The sequence below is a fragment of the Methylocapsa sp. D3K7 genome (genome assembly GCF_029855125.1).
Taxonomy (GTDB): Bacteria; Pseudomonadota; Alphaproteobacteria; order Rhizobiales; family Beijerinckiaceae; genus Methylocapsa.
Genome location: NZ_CP123229.1, coordinates 3,717,269 through 3,738,799 on the forward strand (window position 1 = coordinate 3,717,269; position 21,531 = coordinate 3,738,799).

21 protein-coding genes and 1 pseudogene are annotated in these 21,531 nt (G+C 59.2%); 10 read left to right on the forward strand and 12 right to left on the reverse strand.

Annotated elements, in window-relative coordinates; all coding sequences use genetic code 11:
* Positions 1-41 precede the first annotated feature (41 nt).
* Genes QEV83_RS17430 through QEV83_RS17440 form a run of 3 tightly spaced genes read right to left on the reverse strand, consistent with a single transcriptional unit; the run spans position 42 to position 4,903 of the window.
* Positions 42-767 (reverse strand): nucleotidyltransferase family protein, encoded by a 726-nt coding sequence (locus QEV83_RS17430; RefSeq protein WP_280128927.1) that lies wholly within the window; start codon positions 765-767, stop codon positions 42-44.
* A 48-nt stretch (positions 768-815) separates the two neighbouring features.
* On the reverse strand, positions 816-2,372 hold the full coding sequence (gene tsaE / locus QEV83_RS17435; protein ID WP_280128928.1) for a tRNA (adenosine(37)-N6)-threonylcarbamoyltransferase complex ATPase subunit type 1 TsaE: 1,557 nt from the start codon (positions 2,370-2,372) through the stop codon (positions 816-818).
* Positions 2,369-4,903 (reverse strand): PAS domain-containing sensor histidine kinase, encoded by a 2,535-nt coding sequence (locus QEV83_RS17440; RefSeq protein WP_280128929.1) that lies wholly within the window; start codon positions 4,901-4,903, stop codon positions 2,369-2,371. Before QEV83_RS17440 ends, tsaE begins: the two co-directional genes overlap by 4 nt.
* Positions 4,904-5,119: 216 nt before the next feature.
* Between QEV83_RS17440 and QEV83_RS17445 the strand changes: the two genes are divergently transcribed.
* On the forward strand, positions 5,120-6,355 hold the full coding sequence (locus QEV83_RS17445; RefSeq protein WP_280128930.1) for a lytic murein transglycosylase: 1,236 nt from the start codon (positions 5,120-5,122) through the stop codon (positions 6,353-6,355).
* On the opposite strand, the gene QEV83_RS17450 is transcribed toward QEV83_RS17445, so the two are convergent.
* Positions 6,280-7,512 (reverse strand): AraC family transcriptional regulator, encoded by a 1,233-nt coding sequence (locus QEV83_RS17450; protein WP_280128931.1) that lies wholly within the window; start codon positions 7,510-7,512, stop codon positions 6,280-6,282. The genes QEV83_RS17445 and QEV83_RS17450 overlap by 76 nt on opposite strands.
* Positions 7,513-7,583: 71 nt before the next feature.
* Between QEV83_RS17450 and QEV83_RS17455 the strand changes: the two genes are divergently transcribed.
* The 5 genes and pseudogenes from QEV83_RS17455 to minE form a co-directional block, all read left to right on the forward strand.
* Entirely contained in the window at positions 7,584-8,414 is an 831-nt protein-coding gene (locus tag QEV83_RS17455) for a class I SAM-dependent methyltransferase (protein WP_280128932.1), read from the forward strand.
* A gap of 53 nt (positions 8,415-8,467) precedes the next feature.
* The gene (locus QEV83_RS17460) at positions 8,468-8,770 is read left to right on the forward strand and encodes a DUF4242 domain-containing protein (protein ID WP_280128933.1); all 303 of its coding nucleotides are present in this window, start codon (positions 8,468-8,470) and stop codon (positions 8,768-8,770) included.
* 237 nt (positions 8,771-9,007) lie between these two features.
* Entirely contained in the window at positions 9,008-9,745 is a 738-nt protein-coding gene (gene minC / locus QEV83_RS17465; protein ID WP_280131124.1) for a septum site-determining protein MinC, read from the forward strand.
* A gap of 21 nt (positions 9,746-9,766) precedes the next feature.
* Positions 9,767-10,582, forward strand: a complete 816-nt coding sequence (minD, locus tag QEV83_RS17470; RefSeq protein WP_280128934.1) for a septum site-determining protein MinD — start codon at positions 9,767-9,769, stop codon at positions 10,580-10,582.
* A pseudogene (minE, locus tag QEV83_RS17475) lies at positions 10,579-10,815 on the forward strand (cell division topological specificity factor MinE); the annotation flags it as partial. The gene minD and the pseudogene minE, both read left to right, overlap by 4 nt.
* Positions 10,816-10,961: 146 nt before the next feature.
* Here minE and QEV83_RS17480 read toward each other — a convergent pair.
* Positions 10,962-11,609, reverse strand: a complete 648-nt coding sequence (locus tag QEV83_RS17480) for a transglutaminase-like cysteine peptidase (RefSeq protein ID WP_280128935.1) — start codon at positions 11,607-11,609, stop codon at positions 10,962-10,964.
* Between the two features lie 398 nt (positions 11,610-12,007).
* Between QEV83_RS17480 and QEV83_RS17485 the strand changes: the two genes are divergently transcribed.
* Complete coding sequence (locus QEV83_RS17485) at positions 12,008-12,913, forward strand: EcsC family protein (RefSeq protein ID WP_280128936.1); 906 nt, start codon at positions 12,008-12,010, stop codon at positions 12,911-12,913.
* 86 nt (positions 12,914-12,999) lie between these two features.
* Positions 13,000-13,602 carry a hypothetical protein gene (locus QEV83_RS17490; RefSeq protein ID WP_280128937.1) on the forward strand — a complete coding sequence of 201 codons (603 nt, stop codon included), beginning with the start codon at positions 13,000-13,002 and terminating at the stop codon, positions 13,600-13,602.
* Here QEV83_RS17490 and QEV83_RS17495 read toward each other — a convergent pair.
* The 3 genes from QEV83_RS17495 to QEV83_RS17505 are packed head-to-tail and all read right to left on the reverse strand — an operon-like array spanning position 13,599 to position 16,091.
* Complete coding sequence (locus QEV83_RS17495) at positions 13,599-14,351, reverse strand: hypothetical protein (protein ID WP_280128938.1); 753 nt, start codon at positions 14,349-14,351, stop codon at positions 13,599-13,601. The genes QEV83_RS17490 and QEV83_RS17495 overlap by 4 nt on opposite strands.
* Positions 14,348-15,502, reverse strand: coding sequence for an AI-2E family transporter (locus QEV83_RS17500; RefSeq protein ID WP_280128939.1), 1,155 nt, complete (start codon positions 15,500-15,502; stop codon positions 14,348-14,350). Before QEV83_RS17500 ends, QEV83_RS17495 begins: the two co-directional genes overlap by 4 nt.
* 40 nt (positions 15,503-15,542) lie before the next feature.
* Entirely contained in the window at positions 15,543-16,091 is a 549-nt protein-coding gene (locus QEV83_RS17505; RefSeq protein WP_280128940.1) for a CDP-alcohol phosphatidyltransferase family protein, read from the reverse strand.
* A 232-nt stretch (positions 16,092-16,323) separates the two neighbouring features.
* Here QEV83_RS17505 and purM point away from each other — a divergent pair, with 232 nt between their 5' ends.
* On the forward strand, positions 16,324-17,385 hold the full coding sequence (gene purM, locus QEV83_RS17510) for a phosphoribosylformylglycinamidine cyclo-ligase (protein WP_280128941.1): 1,062 nt from the start codon (positions 16,324-16,326) through the stop codon (positions 17,383-17,385).
* Between the two features lie 50 nt (positions 17,386-17,435).
* Entirely contained in the window at positions 17,436-18,041 is a 606-nt protein-coding gene (purN, locus tag QEV83_RS17515) for a phosphoribosylglycinamide formyltransferase (RefSeq protein WP_280131125.1), read from the forward strand.
* A 20-nt stretch (positions 18,042-18,061) separates the two neighbouring features.
* Here purN and ndk read toward each other — a convergent pair whose 3' ends face one another.
* The 4 genes from ndk to QEV83_RS17535 form a co-directional block, all read right to left on the reverse strand.
* Positions 18,062-18,484, reverse strand: coding sequence for a nucleoside-diphosphate kinase (ndk, locus tag QEV83_RS17520; protein WP_280131126.1), 423 nt, complete (start codon positions 18,482-18,484; stop codon positions 18,062-18,064).
* A gap of 90 nt (positions 18,485-18,574) precedes the next feature.
* Entirely contained in the window at positions 18,575-19,165 is a 591-nt protein-coding gene (locus QEV83_RS17525) for a DUF3501 family protein (RefSeq protein WP_280128942.1), read from the reverse strand.
* 44 nt (positions 19,166-19,209) lie between these two features.
* A complete protein-coding gene (locus QEV83_RS17530; protein WP_280128943.1) occupies positions 19,210-20,550 on the reverse strand; it encodes a heterodisulfide reductase-related iron-sulfur binding cluster in 1,341 nt (446 codons plus the stop codon).
* Between the two features lie 106 nt (positions 20,551-20,656).
* Positions 20,657-21,079, reverse strand: coding sequence for a rubrerythrin family protein (locus QEV83_RS17535; protein ID WP_280128944.1), 423 nt, complete (start codon positions 21,077-21,079; stop codon positions 20,657-20,659).
* Positions 21,080-21,531 lie beyond the last annotated feature (452 nt).

Consider the following 21,531-nt stretch of genomic DNA (forward strand, 5'->3'; position numbering starts at 1 on the left):
AGCATTTCGCGGCCGCGCCGCCCGCCGGAAACCTGTTTCGTTCAAATCCCGCCGCGCGCAAGTTTTTTCTCGGCTTCCTCGATCGCTTGCGGTGTGCCCACGTGAAACCAGAGCCCCTCCAGTCTTCGGCCGAACAGGCGTCCGGTCTTGGCCGCCTCGAAGAAAAATGGGGCGAGCGGAAAAATATCCCGGGTCTCGGCCTCGAAAAGCCCGGGCTTGACGATGGCGACGCCAGTATACACGAAAGGTGCTGCTTCGCGTTCCGGCCGCCGCGTCAAGCGGCCGTCGGGCGCCATGTTAAAGTCACCTGGCGAATCAACCCCAACACTCGCGGCGGCGGCGGCGACGAGCAGCAAGATATCCATTTTCTCCGAATCCCACGCCGCGGCAAGGTTTTGAAGATTGTCGGCCGGCCCTTCGACCCAGAAGGCATCGGTGTTGGACAGAAAAAATGGCTCTGGCCCAAGCAAGGGCAGGACCTTGGCGATGCCGCCGCCCTGATCGAGAAGCTTTTCGCGCTCATCCGAAATCAGGATCTTCGGAGTTTTACGGGCCGCAAGATGTGCTTCGATCTGGCCGGCCAGATAATGCACGTTGACGATCGCCATATCGACGCCGGCCGCGGCGAACCTATCGAGCGTGTGGTCGATCAGCGGCTTGCCCGCGACAGCGACCAATGGTTTTGGCAGGCGGTCGGTCAAGGGCCGCATCCGCGTCCCTAATCCCGCGGCGAAAACCATGGCTTTGGCGGGCAAAAAAGGGGACATCCAGGCACTCGTTGCCAATTGTTGCGGCGGCTTTCCGCAGCTGCATGATTAAGGCGCGGCGCTAAAGATGGGCTGCAGATACTCTTCATACCAGAATTTCAGTTCCGCCAAAGCGGGGTGCCCTAGATTTTTAGCCAGATATCTTTCGACGCGCGGCAGATGCACAAGATATTGGGGTTTCTGATCGCGCTCGTCGAGACGCGCAAAAATGCCAAGGATTTTCGTCGCTCGCTGCGCCCCCAAGATCGCATAGGCGCGGGCAAAACCCGCCGTGTCAAAACTCGCATCGGCCTCGCGCCGCAGCCGGGCATAGTATGAAAGCAGCCGCAATTCCATGTCCTGTGGGACATCGACACGGGCGTCCTGCAAAAGCGAGACGACGTCATAAGCAGGATGGCCTAGAACACAGTCCTGAAAATCGATAATTCCCATGCGGGCGATGCCCTCGCGCCCGGCAAGCCAGATGAGATTTGGTGAATGATAATCACGCAGGGTCCAAGTCGGCCGCGCGGCGAGAATATTCTGAACCGAGTGACGCCAAAGATTGACGAAAGTCGCCTTTGCACCGGAGGCGACTTGCACGCAGGCAATAGAGGGCAGATACCAATCAAGCAGCAGTTCGGCTTCGATGGAAAGTGCATCGACATCATAAACTGGAATCCGGTACGTCTCATCATCGGTGACAGGCAAGGTATCGGAAAGACTGGCACCGTGCAGATGCGCGAGCGCGGCGAGCGCGACAGCATAGCGTTCCTCGATGACACCGGTTTCTGAGGTTACCGGGTCACCGCCGAGATCCTCGATGACGGCCAGCCCAGCATCGAGATCAAAGGCAAGGATTTCGGGCGCCGACAGACCCTGCGCGCGCAAGCCCTTGCCGACCGCGATAAACGGCCTGATATCCTCGGCGAGTTTGGCGATTGCGCTATAGGATTTGCCATAGCGAACAGGCGGCCCATCCGGGCGGGGCGGGGAAATCATCAAAATCGCGGTTTCGCCCCCCGCCTTGACCAACCGCTCATAGCTTCTCGCCGACGCGTCGCCCTGCATGAAAATACGCTCGGCGCCGCTCCAGCCGCTGTGTTCGAGAAGCTCGTGCACCGCCTTGGCGCGCGCCAGCCGAGCCGCGAAAGATCCGGTTCCGGTCAGGGTGACGGCGCGGAAGCCCAGGCCCTTGGCTTGATCGAGCTGCAACTCGATATCGAGCCGGCTGGGATCGAGAAAGCCACCCGCGCGTTCGGGCCATTCGACAAGCACAAGGGCGCCATCGCAAGCCTCTTCAAAACCCAGTTCGGTAAGTTCGCGCGGCGTCTCGATCCGGTAAAAATCAGCATGAACGATGGGGAAGTTCAAGCCTTCGTAGATTTGCATCAAGGTGAAGGCCGGGCTCGGCACCTCGATGTCGTCCTCTCCGGTCAGCATCCGGATGAGCGCGCGTGCGAAGGCTGTCTTTCCAGCGCCAAGGCCTCCCGACAAGGTCACGAGATCGCCGGGGCCGGCAAGCGCGGCGACATCGGCGGCAAGTCCAAGGATCGCGCCCTCGTCTTCGAGATCGCGCCGCCAGATCGTTTCGGAATCGGATGCCCGTGTCGTTCCGGCGGTCATGCGGTTTCCATTCCTTGTGGCGCTTCGCGTGCCGTTAGCTTCACACCTTGAGAGGGAAAGATGCAAGTCGCGCGGGTGCCTTTTCCCGCCGAAGAATCGATTTCAACACGGCCGCCATGCAGCTCGACAAAGGAGCGCACGATGGAAAGTCCAAGGCCGACGCCGCGATGACGGGACCCGGCCGTGTAGGTTTTGAAGCGGTCGAAAACATGCTCAAGAGTTCCTTGCGGGATGCCGCTTCCCTCATCTTTAACGGTGAACAGGATTTCATTCCCCTGCCGCGCCGCCGCAAGATCGATGGTATGGCCTGGCGACGAAAAGCCAATCGCGTTCGAGAGAAGGTTGAAGAGGATCTGCCGGACGCGCTTGCCATCGGCGACGAAGGACCCCATTCCTTCCATTGCTGAAACCCGTAAGGTCAGCGATGATTCGCGGAGCCGGTCCTGGACGCCTTCCGCGGCCGCCCGCATGGTTTGTGCGATATCGACGTCCTCGAGCGACAATTCCATTGCATCCGCGTCGATCGATGCGAGATCGAGAATGTCGTTGATAATCGCAAGCAGCGCGGATGAGGATTGCATGACGTAGCCCGCGTATTCACGCTGCTTGGCGTTAAGCGGGCCGATCGCCGGATCGTCGAGAAGCTGGACAAAGCCGATGATATTGGTCAGCGGCGACCGCAGCTCGTAAGAGACATGATGGACGAAGTCGTTGCGCAGCTTTTCCGCATCGCTCAATGCTTGGTTGCGATCGCTCAGCGCTTGATTGCGTTCCGTCAAGGCGCGTTCGACGCTCACGCTGGCAGTTGTATCGATGAAGGTGAGCAGAGTCGCACCGTCCGGCAGCGGCGCCGCGGCGCAATCGAGCACCGACCCATCGCGGCGGACCAGCCGGCGTTCGAAACCGAGCCTTTGGTCCGGCAACCCTGCGATGGCGGTGCGGAGTGCCAGCCAGTCTGCTTCGTTGGAAAACAGCGGCCCGCAAAGCAAAGCCACCCTATCGATATGGGGCCGGTCGCCGAGATCGCTGGTCTCCAAGGCCCACATCTGTGCGAAGGCCGGATTGCACAATTTCAGACGCCCGTCGCTGCCAAACACTGCAACGCCTTCCTTCAACGTATCGAGCGTTTCGCTCTGCACGCGGATCGAGGCGTTGTATTCGGAAACCAGGCGATAGCGCTCTGTCGCGTCGTCGAAAAGATAGGTGAGGCCGCCTTGCGGGTTGGGGCTCATGACGGCCCGCAAGGTCCGTCCATCAGGCAAAAACCAGACCTGCTCTTCGGTGTCGAGCGATTGATAAGCAGCAAGCAGGTCTTCTTTCCAGGCACGGAAATCCGCCTGCTCGGGCAAAAGGCGAGCTGCCCGCAGGCGGTCCAGAATTTCCGAATCACTTGGTTTCTGATCGAGCCACGCTTGGTCGAGAGCCCAAAGCTGGCGATAGGCCGCATTGTGAAAAACCAATTGCTTTGAGCCATCGAAAATGGCGACTGCCGTCGAAAGCTGGTCAAGCGTGCGCGCATGCGCATGTGCTTGTCGCTCGAGCGCGCCCTGGAGTGATTCGATTTCTGATACATCGGCGGCGATTCCCGCTGAACCGGATCCTGCCAGGGTATCGACAATTTCAAGCATTCGACGCTCACCAGCAACGACGGCGGACGCGCGTCCGCGCCAGACGGCCCCAGCTACCCGCGAGGCGGCGATGGCTTCCCGTGCTGGGCTTTCAATGAGCTCGATGCCGCGTGAGACCGCAGTTTCCTGGTCCTTGGCTTCGACCGCGCGGGCATAGGCCGCGTTGACCCAACTCAATTTGCCGTCGCCGTCGCGGAGCCATGCGGGGTAGGGCGTTGCGTCGAGGAGCGTCCGCAGCGCCTCCAGGGGCCCGAGCGTCTGCGCCTGTAGGTCTTGAAGGCGGGCGGTTTCGCGGCGGGTGCCGGATATGTCCCGGATTCGCAGAACGGCGACCCCCGCGATCGGCCGCCCCTCGATTTCAAGGTGCCGGCCGTCCAAGCTCGTGTCCGTCAAGTGGAACGATTGACCCGCAGCACGCAAGCGGGCCAAGGATTTTTCGACGGTTTGCGCTTGCTCAGCGGGGAGCCAGCTGCCGAACGCCAGCAAGCGCTGGGCGCTCGCCCGATCCCCGGCAAGTTCGAGATCGCCTTCGATTTCCGGCTCTTCTTCCTGGTCAGCCCAAGCGGCGATGACTTGATGTTCGGCGCCAAGCAAAATTTCGTAACGGTCAAGCTTGCAGCGCAAGGCCATAAGCTCACGATGTTGCGAAGCCACTTCGTTCATCCAGCGCCGTCGCTGGGACAGGTGCAGCGCCGCGACGAGCCCGGAGAAAATTGTCAGCCCGACAACCAGCGCCGTTTGCGCCGCGACCGAAGTGCCTTGCGGAGTGCCGGCCTGTGCCAGCGCCGGCGTGATGAAGCACGGGAGCGATCCAAATCCGGCCCAGAGCAGGGGCCATGTGCGGGTACGCTCTCGCGGACGCCGCGCAACTTTAAATCCTCGCCGATGCCCGCGGCTAGCCATTACCCCTCCGGCCATTCTTTCGGCCACCCCTCGGAATCACCGAATCCTAGCGCCTATCGTTCAAATCAGCCAACTTTATGCAATCCTTCTCATTTTGCGAAAGGGCAGGGCGCTAATCGGCACGAAAGGTCAATAAGGAAGCTTTGCCGCAAAAAAGCCGCTCCCTGACGCACAGTCTTGCGTTCTTTCCACCGTTGCCATGGGCTCATCAAGCAGATGCGTATTGGACAGCTTATTTATATCGTCGTAGCAGCGATCTGCTGGCCGGTGTCGATGGTTTCCGCGCTCGAGCAAGTAGCAGTCCCCGTCCAGGCGACGTCTTCCGCAAGCTTTCAAGCGTTTTTGCAAAGCCTTTGGCCGCTTGCCCAACAAAAGGGAATTTCGCGCACCACCTTTGACGCAGCGATTGCCGGACTCATTGCTGATCCCGCCTTAACCGCCGCGTCACCCCCGCAGGCGGAATTCGACAAGCCGCTCAAGACCTATCTTGGCGAAGCGGTCTCGGCCCGCCGCATCGCGGGCGGCCGGGACGCGCTCCACAAATGGGGCGCCGAACTTGCAATGATCGATCACCGTTATGGCGTACCCGCTGCGATTGTCCTCGCGGCCTATGGCATCGAGACCGACTATGGAAAGGCCAAGGGCGACAAAGACGTCATCAGGTCGCTCGCAACCTTGGCATATTTTCGCCAGGACCGGCCGGTCTTTCGCGACGAATTGATTGGCGCGCTGGTCATGCTCGACAAGCATGGCATTGCCCGCGCGGCGTTGAAAGGCTCCTGGGCAGGGGCCATGGGCGGTCCGCAGTTCCTCCCCTCGGCCTATCTGAAATATGCGGTGCGCTATCAGGGAGAAGGGCCGCCTGATATTTGGACCAATCCGCTCGACAGCCTCGGCTCGATCGCAAATTTTTTGTGTCAATCTGGCTGGCAGCCGGGTTTGCCCTGGGGGATGGAAGTCATTCTGCCCAAAAATTTCGAGTTTGCGTCGTTGCATCAAAGTTTTGGCGCCTTCGCGGGCGAGGGCGCGAAGAGCGCCAGCGGAGAGGCCTTTCCGCAAGGCGAAGCGACGTTGTTCCTGCCGTCCGGCGCGGCGGGTCCGGCTTTTCTGCTCTCCGCGAATTATTGGATTCTCAAGGCCTATAACAATTCGGATTCCTATGCGCTTTCGCTGGCCCTGCTTGCCGATCGGATCAGCGGCAATCCTAGCCTCCGCGGGCATTGGCCGGAAGGCGAGGTGTTTCTCAGCCGGACACAGAAGGCGGAGATTCAACGCGCGCTTGAAAAACTCGGACTTTATCATGGGCAAATCGACGGCCGTTTCGGTCAGGCATCGCGCGACGCGATCCATAATTTCCAGATCAACTCCGGGGAGGTTCATGCCGACGGTTTCGCCACCCCGGACCTCTTGGCCCGTTTGGCGGTCAAGGCAAACGGCGGGGCTGGGCGCTGATCAAAGGGCTGGCCATGTGATTGGCGGCGTCGATTCCAGGTGGACGGCGGCACCCCCACCATTTTCTTGAAAGCGCGGCTAAACGAGGCCTCGGATCCGTAGCCGATTTCAGCGGCAACCGTTGCGATGTTGGCGCCTCCGCTTAAAAGCCCTGCCGCCATCTGCATCCGCCAATGGGCGAGATAGTGCATCGGCGGCGAGCCGATGAGACTGGCGAACCGTTCCGCAAGAACCGAGCGAGATTGCCCCACGTCCTTGGCCAGTTCATCGATCGTCCAGCCGCGCGCCGGGTCAGCATGCATGAGCGACAACGCTTTGCCGACGAAGGGGTCGCGCAGGCCCGCCAGCCACCCGGCTCGTTCGGGCGGCAAGGCCTCAAGATGCCGGCGAATCACCTCGATGAACATCAGTTCGCTCAACCGGGCGAGGACACTTTCGCCGCCGGCGCGCTTGTCGGCAGATTCCATCACAGCGAAACGCATGAACTGACCAAGCCAGGGTGCATCCCCGCCGCGTGAACCTCCAGACTTGATGACCGGCGGCAGATGATCGAGCAGGGGATTGAACGGCCGGGCATCGCAGGCGAGATAGCCGCAAACGAGCTTTGCCGAGTAGGGCCCATCGCCGCCATAGTTGACAAAGAACGGCAATTGACTGCCTGCGATGGCATCGATTGCGTTCGGTCCCGCAGGATCGGCGCGCATACCGGGACTGCTCGCCAGAACATGCGGATCGCATTTGGTGAAGACGATGACTTCGCCGGCTTCGACCGTGATCGGGGCTTCGCCGATGATATTGGCAAAGCAGCGGCCCTCGGTGACGACATGATAGGCGATGAGATGCTCGGCACCTGGCAGAATCTTCGGCAGGATCATCTCGCGCGCTGGAGACTCGGCGACCCATGGCGCCTTGGCCGCGACGTCAAAGAAGGCCGCCCCGGTGAGCCGGACCGTTTTCAGCACTTCGGACAGCGCATCGGCACCCATCGGCTTCTCTGAACTGGACCTTTGGCCATTCGGCCACACCGATGCCTCCCCAATCCCGGACGTGATGTCAAGCATTGCGGACGTTTGATCATTCGCCTTCAGGCCCATTTGGCCTAGGAAGAGGCCACTTTGTAACAGCGCGATGACGGCGCCACGGAGGCGTTTTCGCATGGGTCTCGGCCATATGCGGCGTATCCCGGCAACCTCGCCGTCTCCCTGTTTGAAAAGGAAGGAAACGCACGATGAATGTTCAAGCAACCGCCCCCGCCACCATTGATCTCGCCACGGTCAAGAGCCGCCAGCAGACTGCGTGGGGCTCCGGCGACTATGCCATCATTGGCGTCACGTTGCAGATTGTCGGCGAAACCCTCTGCGAGGCCGTCGATCTTCGCAGCAACCAGCATGTTCTCGATGTTGCTGCCGGCAACGGCAATGCAACGCTCGCCGCCGCCCGCCGGTTCGCCGATGTCGTGTCGACGGACTATGTCGGCGCGCTTCTCGATCGCGGGCGCGAACGTGCGAAAGCTGACCGGCTCGCTGCGACGTTTCAGGAGGCCGATGCGGAAGCTCTTCCCTTTGCCGATTCCAGCTTCGATGTGGTCCTTTCGACCTTCGGCGTCATGTTCGCGCCAAATCAGCAGCAGGCCGCCAACGAACTTATCCGCGTCTGCCGAAGGGGCGGCAAGATTGGCCTCGCCAATTGGACGCCGGAGAGTTTTATCGGCAAACTCTTTAAGACCATCGGCAAATATATTCCGCCAGCACCCGGCGTGACGTCGCCGGCGCTATGGGGTGACAAGGCTCATCTCAATATCTTGTTCGGGTCGCAGGGGACAGTCGCGGCGCAGAGCAAGGCCTTTGTCTTCCGCTACAAATCCCCCAATCATTGGCTCGAGATTTTCCGCGATTACTACGGCCCAATCGTCAAGGCGTTCGCGGCGATCGATCCGGAGGCACGCAAGGCGCTTGAGGCCGATATCCACGCTCTCCTCGACGCGTTTAACGTCGCCCGGGATGGCACGCTGGTCTTGCCGAGCGAATATCTCGAAGTGATCATCACCAAAAGAAGTTGATGCGAAGGCACGCTGCCCTCGCAGCCCGTCCCCAATCCAAAAGGAGATAAGTCATGGACCTCTATGTCATTCGCCGTCCGAGCGCATGGGGAAATTTGAACGAACTCGAAGCCGCTGGCGCCAAATCGGCCAAGGTCGGTAATGAGGAGATGCCCGATCGCGTGCGTTGGATCCGCAGCTATGTTGTGAAGGAGTCCGACGGAAGGATCGGGACATTTTGCATCTACGAGGCAAAAGATCCCGAATCGATCCGTGAGCACGCCCGACGCGTCGGCATGCCCGGCGATCAGATTTTTCCGGTCGTCAAAACGGTGATCATTCGTGAAGATCCAGCCGAGGCAAGCAATGCCGCTTGAGATCGGGCTGGCCAAACGCGTGGTGTTGGCGGCTCCCTTCTGACGAGTGACGAGGCCGCCGGACGCGCCACCGGCGGCCTCACTCATGCGGCACAAATTGAGACAGGCCGCCGTAACCTTAACCAGGTGTTAACCATACGTTGCGTAAATCGTTAAAAGCGATTTAGAGGCGCACACGTGACAACCGTTGCCAGTTCCCGTCATTCCATAAGATTTCATGGCCGCAGCTATCATGCGATGGTGCTGGCACCCGAGCCGCCCTTGGCAAATTGGCTCAGCGATCTTGATGCGTGGCTTGCCCGTTCGCCGGGGTTTTTCTTCGGGCGGCCCGTCGTGCTTGATCTCGCGGTTCTGCAGCCCGGCAAGCAAGGCGTCGCGGAACTTCTGCAAAATCTCGCCGAACGCAATATCAAAGTGATGGGCATCGAGGGGGCCGAGCCTTCCTGGCTCGACTTTGCGATGCCACCGCTGCTCTTGAGCGGGCGGCAGGCCAACAGCAGCCCCGGCGATCATCCTCCCGCCGTCGTGGAGACGCCTGCTCCCGCTCCTTTGTCCAGCACGGCTTCCGAATCCGCACCAGAGCCAGTTTCAGAGGAAGCTGGCGCAAGTACCGCGGATTTGGCTGCCGGTGCCGTTCCCCAGGCGCGGCACCCAAATTCCCTGCTGCTCGACAACCCGGTCCGCTCCGGCCAGTGCATTGTGCATCCAGAGGGTGATGTGATTGTCGTCGGATCGGTGGCTTCGGGCGCCGAGGTGATCGCCGGGGGCTCGATCCATATTTATGGAACGCTGCGGGGGAGAGCCATCGCCGGCTCCCGCGATTCCCGCGCCCGGATTTTCTGCCGCAAACTTGAAGCCGAGCTGCTGTCGATCGACGGCCTTTACATGGTCGCCGAGGACATGCCCGCGCACCTGCGCGGCCAGCCGATCCAGGTCTGGCTCGATGGTGATTCAATGGTGATGGCTCAGGACTGAGTCAAATTGGGAGTGTGGAACATGGCCAAGGTTCTGGTCGTTACATCTGGTAAAGGCGGCGTCGGCAAGACGACGTCCACCGCGGCTCTGGGCGCCGCGCTCGCGTCGAGCGGCAAAAATGTCGTGCTCATCGATTTCGATGTCGGGCTGCGCAACCTCGACCTTGTCATGGGCGCCGAGCGGCGCGTGGTTTACGATCTGATCAATGTTGTGCAGGGCGACGCCAAGCTCGCACAAGCCCTGATCCGCGACAAACGCCTGCCCACTCTTTCGCTGCTTCCCGCCTCGCAGACGCGCGATAAGGACGCTTTGACCGACGAAGGTGTTTCAAAAGTTATCGGCGAATTGAAGGAAAAATTCGATTGGGTGATCTGCGACAGTCCGGCCGGGATCGAACGGGGTGCCACCCTTGCCATGCGCCATGCCGATGTCGCGATCGTCGTCACCAACCCTGAAGTCTCCTCTGTTCGCGATTCCGATCGCATCATCGGTCTTCTCGATTCCAAGACGGAAAGGGCAGAGAAAGGCGAACGTGTTGAAAAGCATCTCCTGCTCACCCGTTTCGATGCGGTGCGGGCTGGCCGTGGCGAAATGTTGAACGTCGCGGACGTTCTCGAAATCCTTTCCATCCCGCTTCTCGGCATTATCCCGGAGAGCAGTGAAGTGCTGCGCGCCTCCAACCTCGGATCGCCGATCACCCTCAACAATCCCGCAAGCGCGGCGGCGCGGGCCTATTTCGAAGCGGCGCGGCGGCTGAATGGCGAGGCCCTTGACGTGATCGTTCCGAGCGACAGGAAGAGCCTGTTTGGCAAAATCTTCGGACGGAGGGCGGCATGAGACTGATTAATTTTTTCAGGCGTCCGAACACCACGGCGCCGGTCGCGCGGGAGCGGCTTCAACTTCTCCTCGCGCATGAACGCGCGGTGTCCGGCAAGTCCGATCTGATCGCCATTCTTCAGGAAGAAATCATGGCGGTGATCGCCAAGCATTTCCCAGTCGAGCAAGAAGGCATCAAGATCAAGATGGAGCGCGGCGAGGTGGTCTCGACGCTCGAAGTCGAGGTCGAGATTCCAACGCCCATGTGCCCAAGTTTCCCGTTGCCGCCAAAGCCGGTGGCAGCAGTGATCGAGCCAAGCGAGGCGGCTGCCTTTGAGGAGGAACAGGAATTGGCTCGAACGGGCAGCTAGAACATCTTCAATTGAGAAGAAGCCTTCTCCTAGCGGGACACATAGTCTGGCGCCGCTGTCGGATCGCCGATTTGCACCCACGCGTTCTGGTCTGACTGCGATTGGCGTTTGACAAAACGGTAACCCGTTTGGTTCCAGGGTTTCACGTCGTCCGTCATATTGTCGAGGACGAACTCGCCGGCGCTGGTTTTGACGGTCAAAACAGCGTGGCCTTCATTGTGTTCGTCCTTGACGACTGTCATCAACAGGGCCTGACGGGGAAAACCTTCATCGATCAGGATCTTGCGCTTGAACAGCGCGAAGTCTTCGCAATCGCCTTTTCCATCGGACGGATAGTCCCACCGGTCGATGACGCCCCAGTGCTCCATATCGGACACAGGCTTGACGTGCGAATTCACCCAGCGGCCGACTCGGCCGATTTCCTTCATGGTTTTCGTCGTCAGATTGACATCGAGCGGCGGGAGCGTACCGCTGTCGCACTCGCTCGCGTAGCGGCGGCAGAAATCGGCCCAGCCATAAGGCACACTCGTCGGGCCGCCTATCGGTGCATATGAGGCCGTCATGACTCCGCCGTCCTCGGCGGCCGCGGCGAAGGTCGAGGAGAGCAGTACGGGCGGCGAAGCCATCAAGGACAAGGCCATTGCCGAGTTCGCTGCCCAAGCTCTCACATCAAACATTTTTTTTGCCCTCCGCGCCTGCGATGAAGCGGGATTTTGCCAGGCCGACTTTGCGGCAACTGTAAGTAAAGTGCTCGGATTTGAGCTAATTCGAGTTACAAAATTAGAGGTCAATTAGATGAGATTAAATATTCTCCGACAGATTGCAGTAAATTGAGCTTGGGTTTCCGTTGGCAGTCCATGCGTAGGTTTCGAATTCAGGCAAGCCAGGAATATCACCAGACCGCTGGCAATCCGGACCGTGCTCACTAGTTAATATATGATTTACCACATCAACCGTTTGGCGTCGAGCCAATGCGCGAATGGACTGAGTGTCACGGGTGGGGCATCCGGCACCGCCGTTCTGGTTGCGGGTTCGTGCCGGCTAAGGCTATATGGCTCGGTTTGAGAGGCTGTCGATGACTTCCCTAGTGAACGCCGGGCTTTCTGATAGTGGGGGTGTTCCGTTTCCCGCCGGGGCCTCACGGCTTTCGCGTGAAGATCAGATGGCTCTCGAACGCGCCATGCGGGAGCTAGAACAAACGAGCTTGGCAATCCGGCTGAGTGCTGTTCTTGGACAGAAGGCCGGCATCATCGGATCGATGCTGCCGAGGAATATCGCCGCGATTGCCAATAGGGCTGCTGAGGCTGCCGTGCGCAGCGGGCTCGATGTCGCGCTGAAGAGCCTTGCTGACCAACCAGTTAAGGACCGGCAGCGCCTGCACAAAAGTATCGCGGTGCTTGCTGGCGCCGCGGGCGGCGCCTTTGGGATTGCGAGCCTGCCGATCGAGTTGCCATTTTCCACCACGATCATGCTGCGCTCGATCGCGGATATTGGACGTTCCGAGGGGCAGGATCTTTCCGATCCGCGCACCGCGCTTGCCTGCCTGGAAGTGTTTGCCCTTGGGGGAAGGGCGGGTTCACACCTCGCTTACCCCGCCTCGGAAGGAGAGGATCAAGACTCCGTCTCCAAGGATGGAGCCATTTTGGAGACGGGTTATTTCGCGGTCCGCGCTATATTGGCGAAGTCTGTCTCAGAAGCTGCAAGTTATCTCGCTGGCCGGAGTGCCATTCGCGAGGTTGCACCGGTGCTGGTCCGATTGGTCACGCAAATCGGCAGTCATTTCGGCGCTGCCGTCTCGCAAAAAATTGTCGCGCAAAGTGTTCCGCTGCTGGGTGCGGCGGGTGGGGCGGCAATCAACTACGCCTTTGCGGACCATTTCCAAATGGTCGCGCGTGGCCATTTTACCGTTCTCAGGCTGGAGCGCCGGTATGGTGCGCGGATTGTCCGCATGGAGTATGAAAGGATACGAAAAGACGCTTGAGAAACGTCTCGACATTCCAAAAGGCGTGATCTAAACGATTTGACTTTCTCCTTAGCTTTGTTGTGCTTTGTTTCATGGATTTCACTATGAGTTTTACTCACATTCATCGCCGCTGGGCGATTGCTCTATGGACGGCTGGCACGCTTCCCGTGATTGCCTTCCCAGGTGTGGCGCATGCGGGTTTTTTTGACTTTTTATTTGGGCCGCCGCCGGCTGCCCAGTCTTATGCCTATCCAGGCGGTGAGCCATTTCGTTCCAGACCCGTTTTCCGCCGCCGCGCGGAGCATCCTTCCCATCGGCACGTGCATGATGCGCTTGCGACACACAAGAAATTGATCCTCGCCGACAAAACGGATCATTTGGTGGGACCGCAAGCCCCGGTTGATCTCATGGATGATGATAGTTTGCGCCACGGTGACGCGGTGATGACGCAAGCCGGGATGAAGATTTTTGTCGGATATTCTGGCGATCATCACCAGCCGGAGGATTTCCGGAAAATTTCTGAAATCAAGAAACTTTCCAAACGCGAGCGCAGCGCCTTTGCGGCATTAGACGCCTCAAGTTTGAAGCATGGGGAACAAACGGATAGCGGCGTGGTCACGGGACGGTCGGCAAGCGAAAATCAGCTCACAACCGGAGAAATGATCACCGATCCCAATGGCCGGACGGTCCGCTACGTCGGACCTTAGCTCCCAGAGGAACTGTCACTTTTCCAAGGCATAAAGCCCGGCTCCCCGCTGCCTTCCATGGCCCGGAGCACGTCCGCCGCCATCGCCTTGGAAATTCGCCGCTGGCGCGCCATCGCCTCCCGATCGAGGGCGTCGATAAAGGCCCGCGCCGCACCGAGCGAACGCTCGAGCCGCAGCGCCACATAGCCGACCACGCTGGTATCGACGACAAGCTGCCGCTCGACAAGGAGTTTGACGAGCACGGCCCGCATGAGGGCATCGTCGGGCAGCCCAAGCGCGACCGCTGGCGCGAGGCGTAGCCGCGACAAAAGATCGGCGGTCCGCAAGCCCCAGCCATCCGGCGGCGCTTTCGCCGTCATGACCAGTGCGATGCCTCGCTCCCGCATGAGATTGACAAGGTGGAAAAGCCGCGCCTCGGATGGGCCGATCGCATCGGCATCCTCGAGAAGCAATGGCCCCACCGACGCCAATGCATCGATATTCGCCTCCACCAAGGACGCCGCCGGTTGAACGGCAGCGCCGGCGGACTCCGCCCAGATCGTGCCAAGGTGGCTTTTGCCGGATCCCGGCGGCCCGAGGATAAGCAGCATCGAATCCGGCCATCCTGGCCAGAGTTCAATCATCGCATATGCTTGTTCATTCGAGGAGGACACAATGAAATTGTCCCGCTCAAAGCCAGGCGCCGGGGCAAGTTCCAGTGTCAATTGAGCGCTAGGCGAGCGAGGCTGACGGGGCGTCTCCCCGCTCATGGCAACCGTCCTGCGTCACGATCGGGATTTCTCGATTCGATGAGTATTTTGGGGCTGGAATCCGATAGGCTCGTATAGAGATTGCTCTCGCGGTAGCGCTTGACCGCGAAGCGCAAGATCACTCCGGCGGCGGCGGCAAAAGGAACCGCAGTGATGAGGCCAGTGAAACCAAAGAGGCTTCCGAACGCCAGAAGCGCAAAAATCAACCAGACCGGATGCAACCCAACCGAGTCGCCAACGAGCTTCGGCGAGAGAATATTTCCCTCGAGAAATTGGCCGACCAAGAACACGCCGAGCGACATGCCCAGCAACTTCCATTGCGGCCAATCCTGCACGATCGCGACGGCGGAAGACAAGACGAGAGCGGTCAAGGAACCGACGTAGGGAATAAAGCTCAAAATGCCGGCGGTGATGCCAATCAAGAGGCCGAAATTCAACCCGATCAGGGAAAGCCCAATGCCGTACCAGGCGCCGAGAAACAGGCATACGAGCGATTGCCCGCGCAGGAACCCAGCCATTGCCGTGTCAATCTCGCGGGCGAGCCCGCGTACTGTCTCGCGATGGCGCAAAGGCACGAGACTATCAATTGTCGCGATCATCTTTTCCCAATCGAGCAGCATATAAAAAGCCACGACCGGGGTGACGACTAGAAGGGAAATCAGGCCGATCAGCGCCGCACCGCGCGTTAATAGGGAGTTTAGGAACGCCGCTGCCCACTTCGCGGCTTGGGAGATGAGATCATTGGTGGCACTGGCCACGTCGACGCCTCCTTGGGTGTCAAGGCCAAGCTTTTGCATCAGAACGCTGCCATATTTGCGGGAGAGCCCCTCTGTTTCCGCCGAAATCAATTCCTCAAGCTTGACCGCATAAGACGGGAACGCCTCGATGAAATTCGCGAGTTGTGTCCACAGAACTGGGACGATCAAAACCGAAATCAGCACGAGGACAAAGGCGAGGCAGGCTAGAATAAGCAGTGTCGCGCCGAGCCGGCTGAACCCTAGTCTCTCGAGTCGGTCGGCAAGGGGATTCAACAGATAGCCGAGCGCGACCCCAGCGGTGAACGGCAAAAGAACGCTGCTGAAAAGCCAGAGCAGAAAAACAAGGAGTAAAAATGCGGCAACCCAAAAGCCGATCTGCCATTCGATCCGCATTGCCGCCGTTACCTTCCACCAACTCTGCCGCGCCGCCGCGTCAAAGATTCATATGTCTGATCCACTGGCCGATATAGGCCGCCATCGAGGCGAGGGTCAAAGCCGCGACACAATAAAGCGAAATATCGAACCAGATTCCAGCTTGAAAACCGAAAGCCTTGGCGATCAACACCATTGCCGCGAAGCTAATTTGCGCCGCCGTGTTCAGCTTGGAAATCATCAGTGGCTTGACCTTTACCGGTTTTCGCATGACGAGTGCAATCATGAACGCGCCAATGATCATCACATCACGCGCGACGACCAGGATGGTAATCGTCGGGGGCAGGACCGAGACGACGGCAAGCGCCACATAAATCGAAACGATGAGCGCCTTGTCCGCCAGAGGATCAAGATAGGCGCCGAGTTCCGAGGTGAGATGAAAGGTCTTGGCGATCCAGCCATCGATGGCATCGGAGATCCCGGCAACGATGAAAACGATGCAAGCTTCTTTCCAGCGCTCCGTGGCGATCATCGCAACAATCGCGGGCACGAGCACAAGCCGCCCCAGCGAGATCAAATTCGGCAGACTTCGGTAAGGCACGGAGCTCATGGAAACCACCGTTATGCGGGGCGTCCCGTCGTCCGCGCCGCCAATATTAGCACGCGGAGAGATGAACCTATAGGGGGTGGCTTTTTGGTCCTGTAGCAGACCAAAGAATGGTGTTTCCGGGGCCCGGCACCGGCATTTGCTTAGCTGCCGGGGCAGATCGGGCAATGAACCTCTGAGCTTGCTTTAGGCGGCATGACGCGGTAGCTCTCATCGCTTCTCCGGGAGCTTCACAATGGATAAGAAAGGCCTCACCTATGCGGGTGCCGGCGTCGATATCGATGCGGGCAACGCGTTGGTCGAAAAAATCAAGCCGATTGTGCGCGCCACAAGACGCCCAGGCGCCGATGCCGAGATCGGCGGGTTTGGAGGCGTTTTCGATCTCAAGGCAGCAGGCTTTCGTGATCCGCTCCTCGTTGCCGCCAACGATGGCGTCGGCACCAAGGTCGCCATCGCGATTGCAACTGGGATTCATGACACGATCGGGATCGATCTTGTCGCTATGTGCGTCAATGACCTTGTTGTGCAAGGCGCGGAGCCGCTTTTTTTTCTCGATTATTACGCAACGGGGAAGCTTGATCCTGAAACGGGTGTGCAGATCATCAAGGGAATTGCCAAGGGCTGCCTCGAAGCTGGCGCCGCGCTGATCGGCGGCGAGACCGCCGAAATGCCAGGGCTTTATGCGGGTGCTGATTACGATCTCGCGGGCTTTGCGGTCGGTGCTGTCGAGCGCGAAAATCTGCTGCCAAAAGGCGACATCAAAGCTGGCGATATCATTTTTGGATTAGCTTCATCGGGTGTTCATTCCAACGGATTTTCGCTTGTGCGTAAAATCGTTGATGATTCTTCTATGACCTGGAGCGATCCTGCGCCTTTCATGGCGAATAAAACTCTCGGTGAAGCTCTTCTCACGCCGACGCGCATCTACGTCAGACCAATCTTGCAAGTGCTAAGACAGACAGATGGCGTTAGGGCTCTGGCTCACGTCACTGGGGGCGGGGGTGCAGAAAATACCCTTCGCGTTCTACCGGATGATCTAGGAATCGAAGTGGAACTACAGTCAATCCCGGTTCTGAAAGTATTTCAATGGCTTGCGAGACAAGGTGACGTCCTTGAAAAAGAAATGTTGCGGACCTTCAATTGCGGGATCGGAATGATTTTGATCGCTGATTCCGGGCGGTATAAGGAGGTAGAGCAAGCGCTTCGAAGCGCGGGGGAGGATCCGATTGCGCTCGGGACGGTGGTGAAAATGAAGAACGCCGTGAGGGTTTTTCATAACGGAAAACTTGACCTGTGACCACCCGGCGCAAGCGCACCGCGATTTTGATCTCGGGGCGGGGATCCAATATGCGGGCGCTGATCGAACGCGCCCAAGACCCCGCATATCCAGCCGAAATCGTTCTTGTTTTGTCGAACCGGCCGGATGCGGCGGGATTGGCATTCGCCAAGGATCACAAGGTCGCCTGCGCCGCCGTCGATCACAAGATTTACGCGGGGCGCGAAGAGTTCGAGCGTTCGATGCAGGTCCTGCTCGACCTGCATCGCATCGAGCTCATCTGTCTGGCTGGTTTCATGCGGCTGCTAACGCCGTGGTTTATCGCGCAATGGCAGGGCAGGCTTATCAACATTCACCCGGCGCTGCTGCCATCCTATCGGGGCTTGAAGACGCATGAACGCGCCCTCGCGGACGGCGTCAAAATCCACGGCTGCACAGTGCATTTTGTTGTGCCGGCCCTGGACGAAGGTCCGATTATCGCACAAGCGGCGGTCGCGGTTCTTGAGTCCGATACACCCGCGTCGCTCGCCGCCCGTGTGCTCGCCGAAGAGCATGTCATCTATCCGGCCGCGCTCGCCCGCGTCGCAGAAGGTCATCTGCGGATCGAGGACAATCGCGTCTATGCTGGCGACCCCGCGTTGCCGCCAGCATCCTTGAGGGTTCCCTTCAGCGGCTAGGAGGCAGAGCGCCGAGGCTTTTAGCCGACGATTTCATTGCCGGAGAACCATTGTGCGATTTCGATCGCGGCCGTCTCTGGACCGTCGGACCCATGTGCCGAATTCTCGCCGAGCGAGACGGCGAATTCCTTACGGATCGTGCCGGGTGCCGCCTTCGCGGGGTCCGTCGCGCCGAGCACGTCGCGGTATTTCTTGATCGCGTCCTCGGCTTCGAGCACTTGCACGACCACTGGCCCAGCTGTCATGGTTTCGACGAGTTCGCCGAAGAACGGCCGCGCCTTGTGCACCGCGTAAAACGTCTCAGCCTGCTCGCGGGTCATCCGAACGCGCTTTTGCGCGACAATTCGCAGCCCTGCCTTTTCAATGAGCGCATTGATCGCTCCGGTCAGATTGCGCTGCGTCGCGTCGGGCTTCAGAATAGAAAAAGTGCGTTCGGTCGCCATGATGTTCCCGGAATGAAGAAAGCCAAAATTGGCGCCCGCTTCATAGCGGATATGGCAGCGCATGCAAAGCCGCCATGAGCGCGGTGCGTGTCAATCGAAGTCGCCGGCAAGTTCGGCCCGCACGGCCTCCGGCAACACCGCCATATGGCCGTAGGAAGGATGGGCAAAGCCGATCGTCACTTCGGCACCCGGACGCTGGAACGCCTCGATTTGCGCGGGAGTGAACGGAAAATGGACGAACTGGACCGATGAGGCCTTGCCATCTGACCGTGTCCGGTCCTGATCGGCCTCTGGGACCCCAACAACGCGCTCGCCGCCGACAACCAAGAAAGCTGTTTCCTCGATCCCGCCAAGTTCGCCGAGAACGCGCTTGCGCCGGTCGGGATCGTCGATCTCGATCATGAACGTCGCGACAAGTTCCTGACCCTTCGGGATCAAGGGATTGTAGGCTTCGAGCTCCTGCGCGATCTGCTCAAGACCGCCTTTTTCGATATAGACCATTTCGTGGACTTGGCTCCACATGGTCCCATAGTTCTCGAAATAAAAGGTGACATGGGGGCCGACCTCGATCCGCCGCTGACGTTTTCGTTCGGCATTCTTCTTGCGGCTCTCGTCGCGGATCTTACGATATTCCTCGGGGGCCAGGATATCGCCCGGCGCGAGATAATGTTTCTGGTTCATGGGGGGCTCCAGAGTCCCTGCAGACAGGGCCTAATTCACACGGATTACTTGCCGAGCCCGTAGGCCTCGGCAACGATTTCGATCGGATGCCCGGCAAGACGCGGCTTGCCGCCGTCCTGGCTCTCGATGCCTTGCACGATATGCAGGCCAGCCAGGGGACATTCGGAGGTGATGACAGCCTTGCCACTCGATGCAGCTTGCCGTGCAACCGGTTTGCCGACCTTCATGGCGGTGCCAAAATTTTCATGCTTGTAGCCCCAAGAGCCGCCGTGGCCGGAGCAACGCTCGATCACTTGGATATCGGCGTTCGGGATGAGTTTCAGCATTTCGCGCGCCTTCGGTCCCATGTTTTGGGCTCGCGAATGACAAGAGATATGCAAGGCGATGCGACCCTCGGCGAGCGGCTCCATTCCCGGGGCAAGACCTTCGTTGCGGGCAATGTCCACGACATATTCGCTCAGATCGAAAGTGGCTTTCGACAGCTTCTCGATACCGGGATCGCCGGGCAGGATCAGCGGCCATTCGAATTTCAACATCAGGGCACAGGACGGAACCAGAGCGATGATGCCATAGCCTTTGTCGATCCAGGGACGCATCGCTTGCGCCACGATCTTGGCTCCTTTCGCGACCTCCGCGATATTGCCTTGCTCCAGCATGGGCATGCCGCAGCAATGCGGATATACAATCTCTGTCTCGACCCCGTTTTTTGCCAGCACGGCGCGCGCCGCAAGGCCAATGTCCGGGTCGTTGTAATTGGCAAAGCACGTCGCATAGATGACTGCTTTGCGGCCAGAGGCGGGAGCATCGTAATTGATCGCTGGCGGAGCGTCCGCGCTCAGTTTTTCGAAACTCTTCGACCGGTATTTTGGCAGCGCGGCGTTCTTGTCGAGGCCCGTTATCTTTTCAACGAGTCCCCGTGTGAATTTCTGACTTCTGCCGGTGATCCAATTGGCGAGCGGCGCCAAGAAACGCGCGGCCTTGCCGTTGCGGTCGGTCTTGGCGAGTTCACGGTCCGCGATTTTTGTCTTGCCCTGGCTGGCCTCGACTGCGCGATGGCGCAGCATCAAATGCGGGAAATCGAGATTGAACTCGTGCGGCGGGACATAGGGACACTTTGTCATGAAGCACATGTCGCAGAGCGTGCAGGCATCGATGACCGGTTTGAAGCCTTGGCTGTCCACCGTATCCAACTCGCCATTCGGGGCGGCGTCGATCAGATCGAATAAGCGCGGAAAGGAGTCGCAGAGATTGAAGCAGCGGCGGCAGCCATGACAAATATCGAAGATTCGCCGCGTCTCCGCGTCGAGCTTTGCTTCGTCGTAAAAATCCGGATTTTGCCAATCCAGCGGATGCCGGGTCGGAGCGCCAAGGCCACCTTCGCTCATGGGATGATTTTCTCAAAAAGGGGGGAGGTTCCAAAAGGTGACAAGGACGGGCGGCCCGGCGGAAGCCGGGCCATTTTTACGGATGGAACCTAATCGTGCCGGTCTATTATTTCCGCAATTCGTCGAGTGCTTTCTGAAAGCGGCCGGCATGCGAGCGCTCGGCCTTGGCAAGCGTCTCGAACCAATCGGCAATTTCCTCAAATCCTTCCTCGCGGGCGGTGCGTGCCATGCCAGGATACATGTCGGAGTATTCATGCGTTTCGCCGGCGACGGCGGCGCTCAGATTTTGTGTGGTTTCACCGATCGGCAGGCCGGTCGCGGGGTCGCCAACCGCTTCGAGGAACTCAAGGTGACCATGGGCATGGCCCGTTTCACCCTCGGCGGTCGAACGGAAAACGGCGGCTACATCATTGTAACCCTCGATGTCGGCTTTTTGTGCGAAATAAAGATACCGCCGGTTCGCCTGGGATTCTCCGGAAAAAGCGTCTTTCAGATTGGATTCGGTCTTCGAGCCGTTCAGCGCTGCCATGTTCAATTCCTTCGAAAACATGAGTCGGGAAAGCCAGCCTTCCAGCTTTTCAAACACGCTGGGACATGGCTTAGAATTATTCTAACTGCAGCCACGCTTGCGGGCAAGCGATGCCTTAGGGCTTTGATGGATGACACGTGCGGCACGCTGCCGCGCCCCGGCATTTTCAGGCTAAACGTCTGATATAGAATAGTTTTAATGAACCTGGCCGCTGCCTGTGGGGCTTCTGCCATCTAAGATCGCCCCTCCGGTTAAAATGGCCAGCGCGGCCGAAACCGCCATCCGGCTGTTTTTTGCCGCCGGCCCCGGCGGCGGTGCATTAACGATGTTTCTAAATCCTTGCAATTGCTCGGTTTGAATCCTGCCGTTCAGGTTGTAAAGTAAGATTTGGTTAACGGTTCCGCGTGGGATCGCTGATGTGTATCCGCAGGGAAGCTTTGGCCTCCTTGCGA

Bases quoted from the DNA above. Each gene is read 5' to 3' on its own strand.
- QEV83_RS17430 (WP_280128927.1), bottom strand. From the start codon at position 767: ATGTCCCCTTTTTTGCCCGCCAAAGCCATGGTTTTCGCCGCGGGATTA.
- tsaE (WP_280128928.1), bottom strand. From the start codon at position 2,372: ATGACCGCCGGAACGACACGGGCATCCGATTCCGAAACGATCTGGCGG.
- QEV83_RS17440 (WP_280128929.1), bottom strand. From the start codon at position 4,903: ATGGCTAGCCGCGGGCATCGGCGAGGATTTAAAGTTGCGCGGCGTCCG.
- QEV83_RS17445 (WP_280128930.1), top strand. From the start codon at position 5,120: ATGCGTATTGGACAGCTTATTTATATCGTCGTAGCAGCGATCTGCTGG.
- QEV83_RS17450 (WP_280128931.1), bottom strand. From the start codon at position 7,512: ATGCGAAAACGCCTCCGTGGCGCCGTCATCGCGCTGTTACAAAGTGGC.
- QEV83_RS17455 (WP_280128932.1), top strand. From the start codon at position 7,584: ATGAATGTTCAAGCAACCGCCCCCGCCACCATTGATCTCGCCACGGTC.
- QEV83_RS17460 (WP_280128933.1), top strand. From the start codon at position 8,468: ATGGACCTCTATGTCATTCGCCGTCCGAGCGCATGGGGAAATTTGAAC.
- minC (WP_280131124.1), top strand. From the start codon at position 9,008: ATGGTGCTGGCACCCGAGCCGCCCTTGGCAAATTGGCTCAGCGATCTT.
- minD (WP_280128934.1), top strand. From the start codon at position 9,767: ATGGCCAAGGTTCTGGTCGTTACATCTGGTAAAGGCGGCGTCGGCAAG.
- QEV83_RS17480 (WP_280128935.1), bottom strand. From the start codon at position 11,609: ATGTTTGATGTGAGAGCTTGGGCAGCGAACTCGGCAATGGCCTTGTCC.
- QEV83_RS17485 (WP_280128936.1), top strand. From the start codon at position 12,008: ATGACTTCCCTAGTGAACGCCGGGCTTTCTGATAGTGGGGGTGTTCCG.
- QEV83_RS17490 (WP_280128937.1), top strand. From the start codon at position 13,000: ATGAGTTTTACTCACATTCATCGCCGCTGGGCGATTGCTCTATGGACG.
- QEV83_RS17495 (WP_280128938.1), bottom strand. From the start codon at position 14,351: ATGAGCGGGGAGACGCCCCGTCAGCCTCGCTCGCCTAGCGCTCAATTG.
- QEV83_RS17500 (WP_280128939.1), bottom strand. From the start codon at position 15,502: ATGCGGATCGAATGGCAGATCGGCTTTTGGGTTGCCGCATTTTTACTC.
- QEV83_RS17505 (WP_280128940.1), bottom strand. From the start codon at position 16,091: ATGAGCTCCGTGCCTTACCGAAGTCTGCCGAATTTGATCTCGCTGGGG.
- purM (WP_280128941.1), top strand. From the start codon at position 16,324: ATGGATAAGAAAGGCCTCACCTATGCGGGTGCCGGCGTCGATATCGAT.
- purN (WP_280131125.1), top strand. From the start codon at position 17,436: ATGCGGGCGCTGATCGAACGCGCCCAAGACCCCGCATATCCAGCCGAA.
- ndk (WP_280131126.1), bottom strand. From the start codon at position 18,484: ATGGCGACCGAACGCACTTTTTCTATTCTGAAGCCCGACGCGACGCAG.
- QEV83_RS17525 (WP_280128942.1), bottom strand. From the start codon at position 19,165: ATGAACCAGAAACATTATCTCGCGCCGGGCGATATCCTGGCCCCCGAG.
- QEV83_RS17530 (WP_280128943.1), bottom strand. From the start codon at position 20,550: ATGAGCGAAGGTGGCCTTGGCGCTCCGACCCGGCATCCGCTGGATTGG.
- QEV83_RS17535 (WP_280128944.1), bottom strand. From the start codon at position 21,079: ATGGCAGCGCTGAACGGCTCGAAGACCGAATCCAATCTGAAAGACGCT.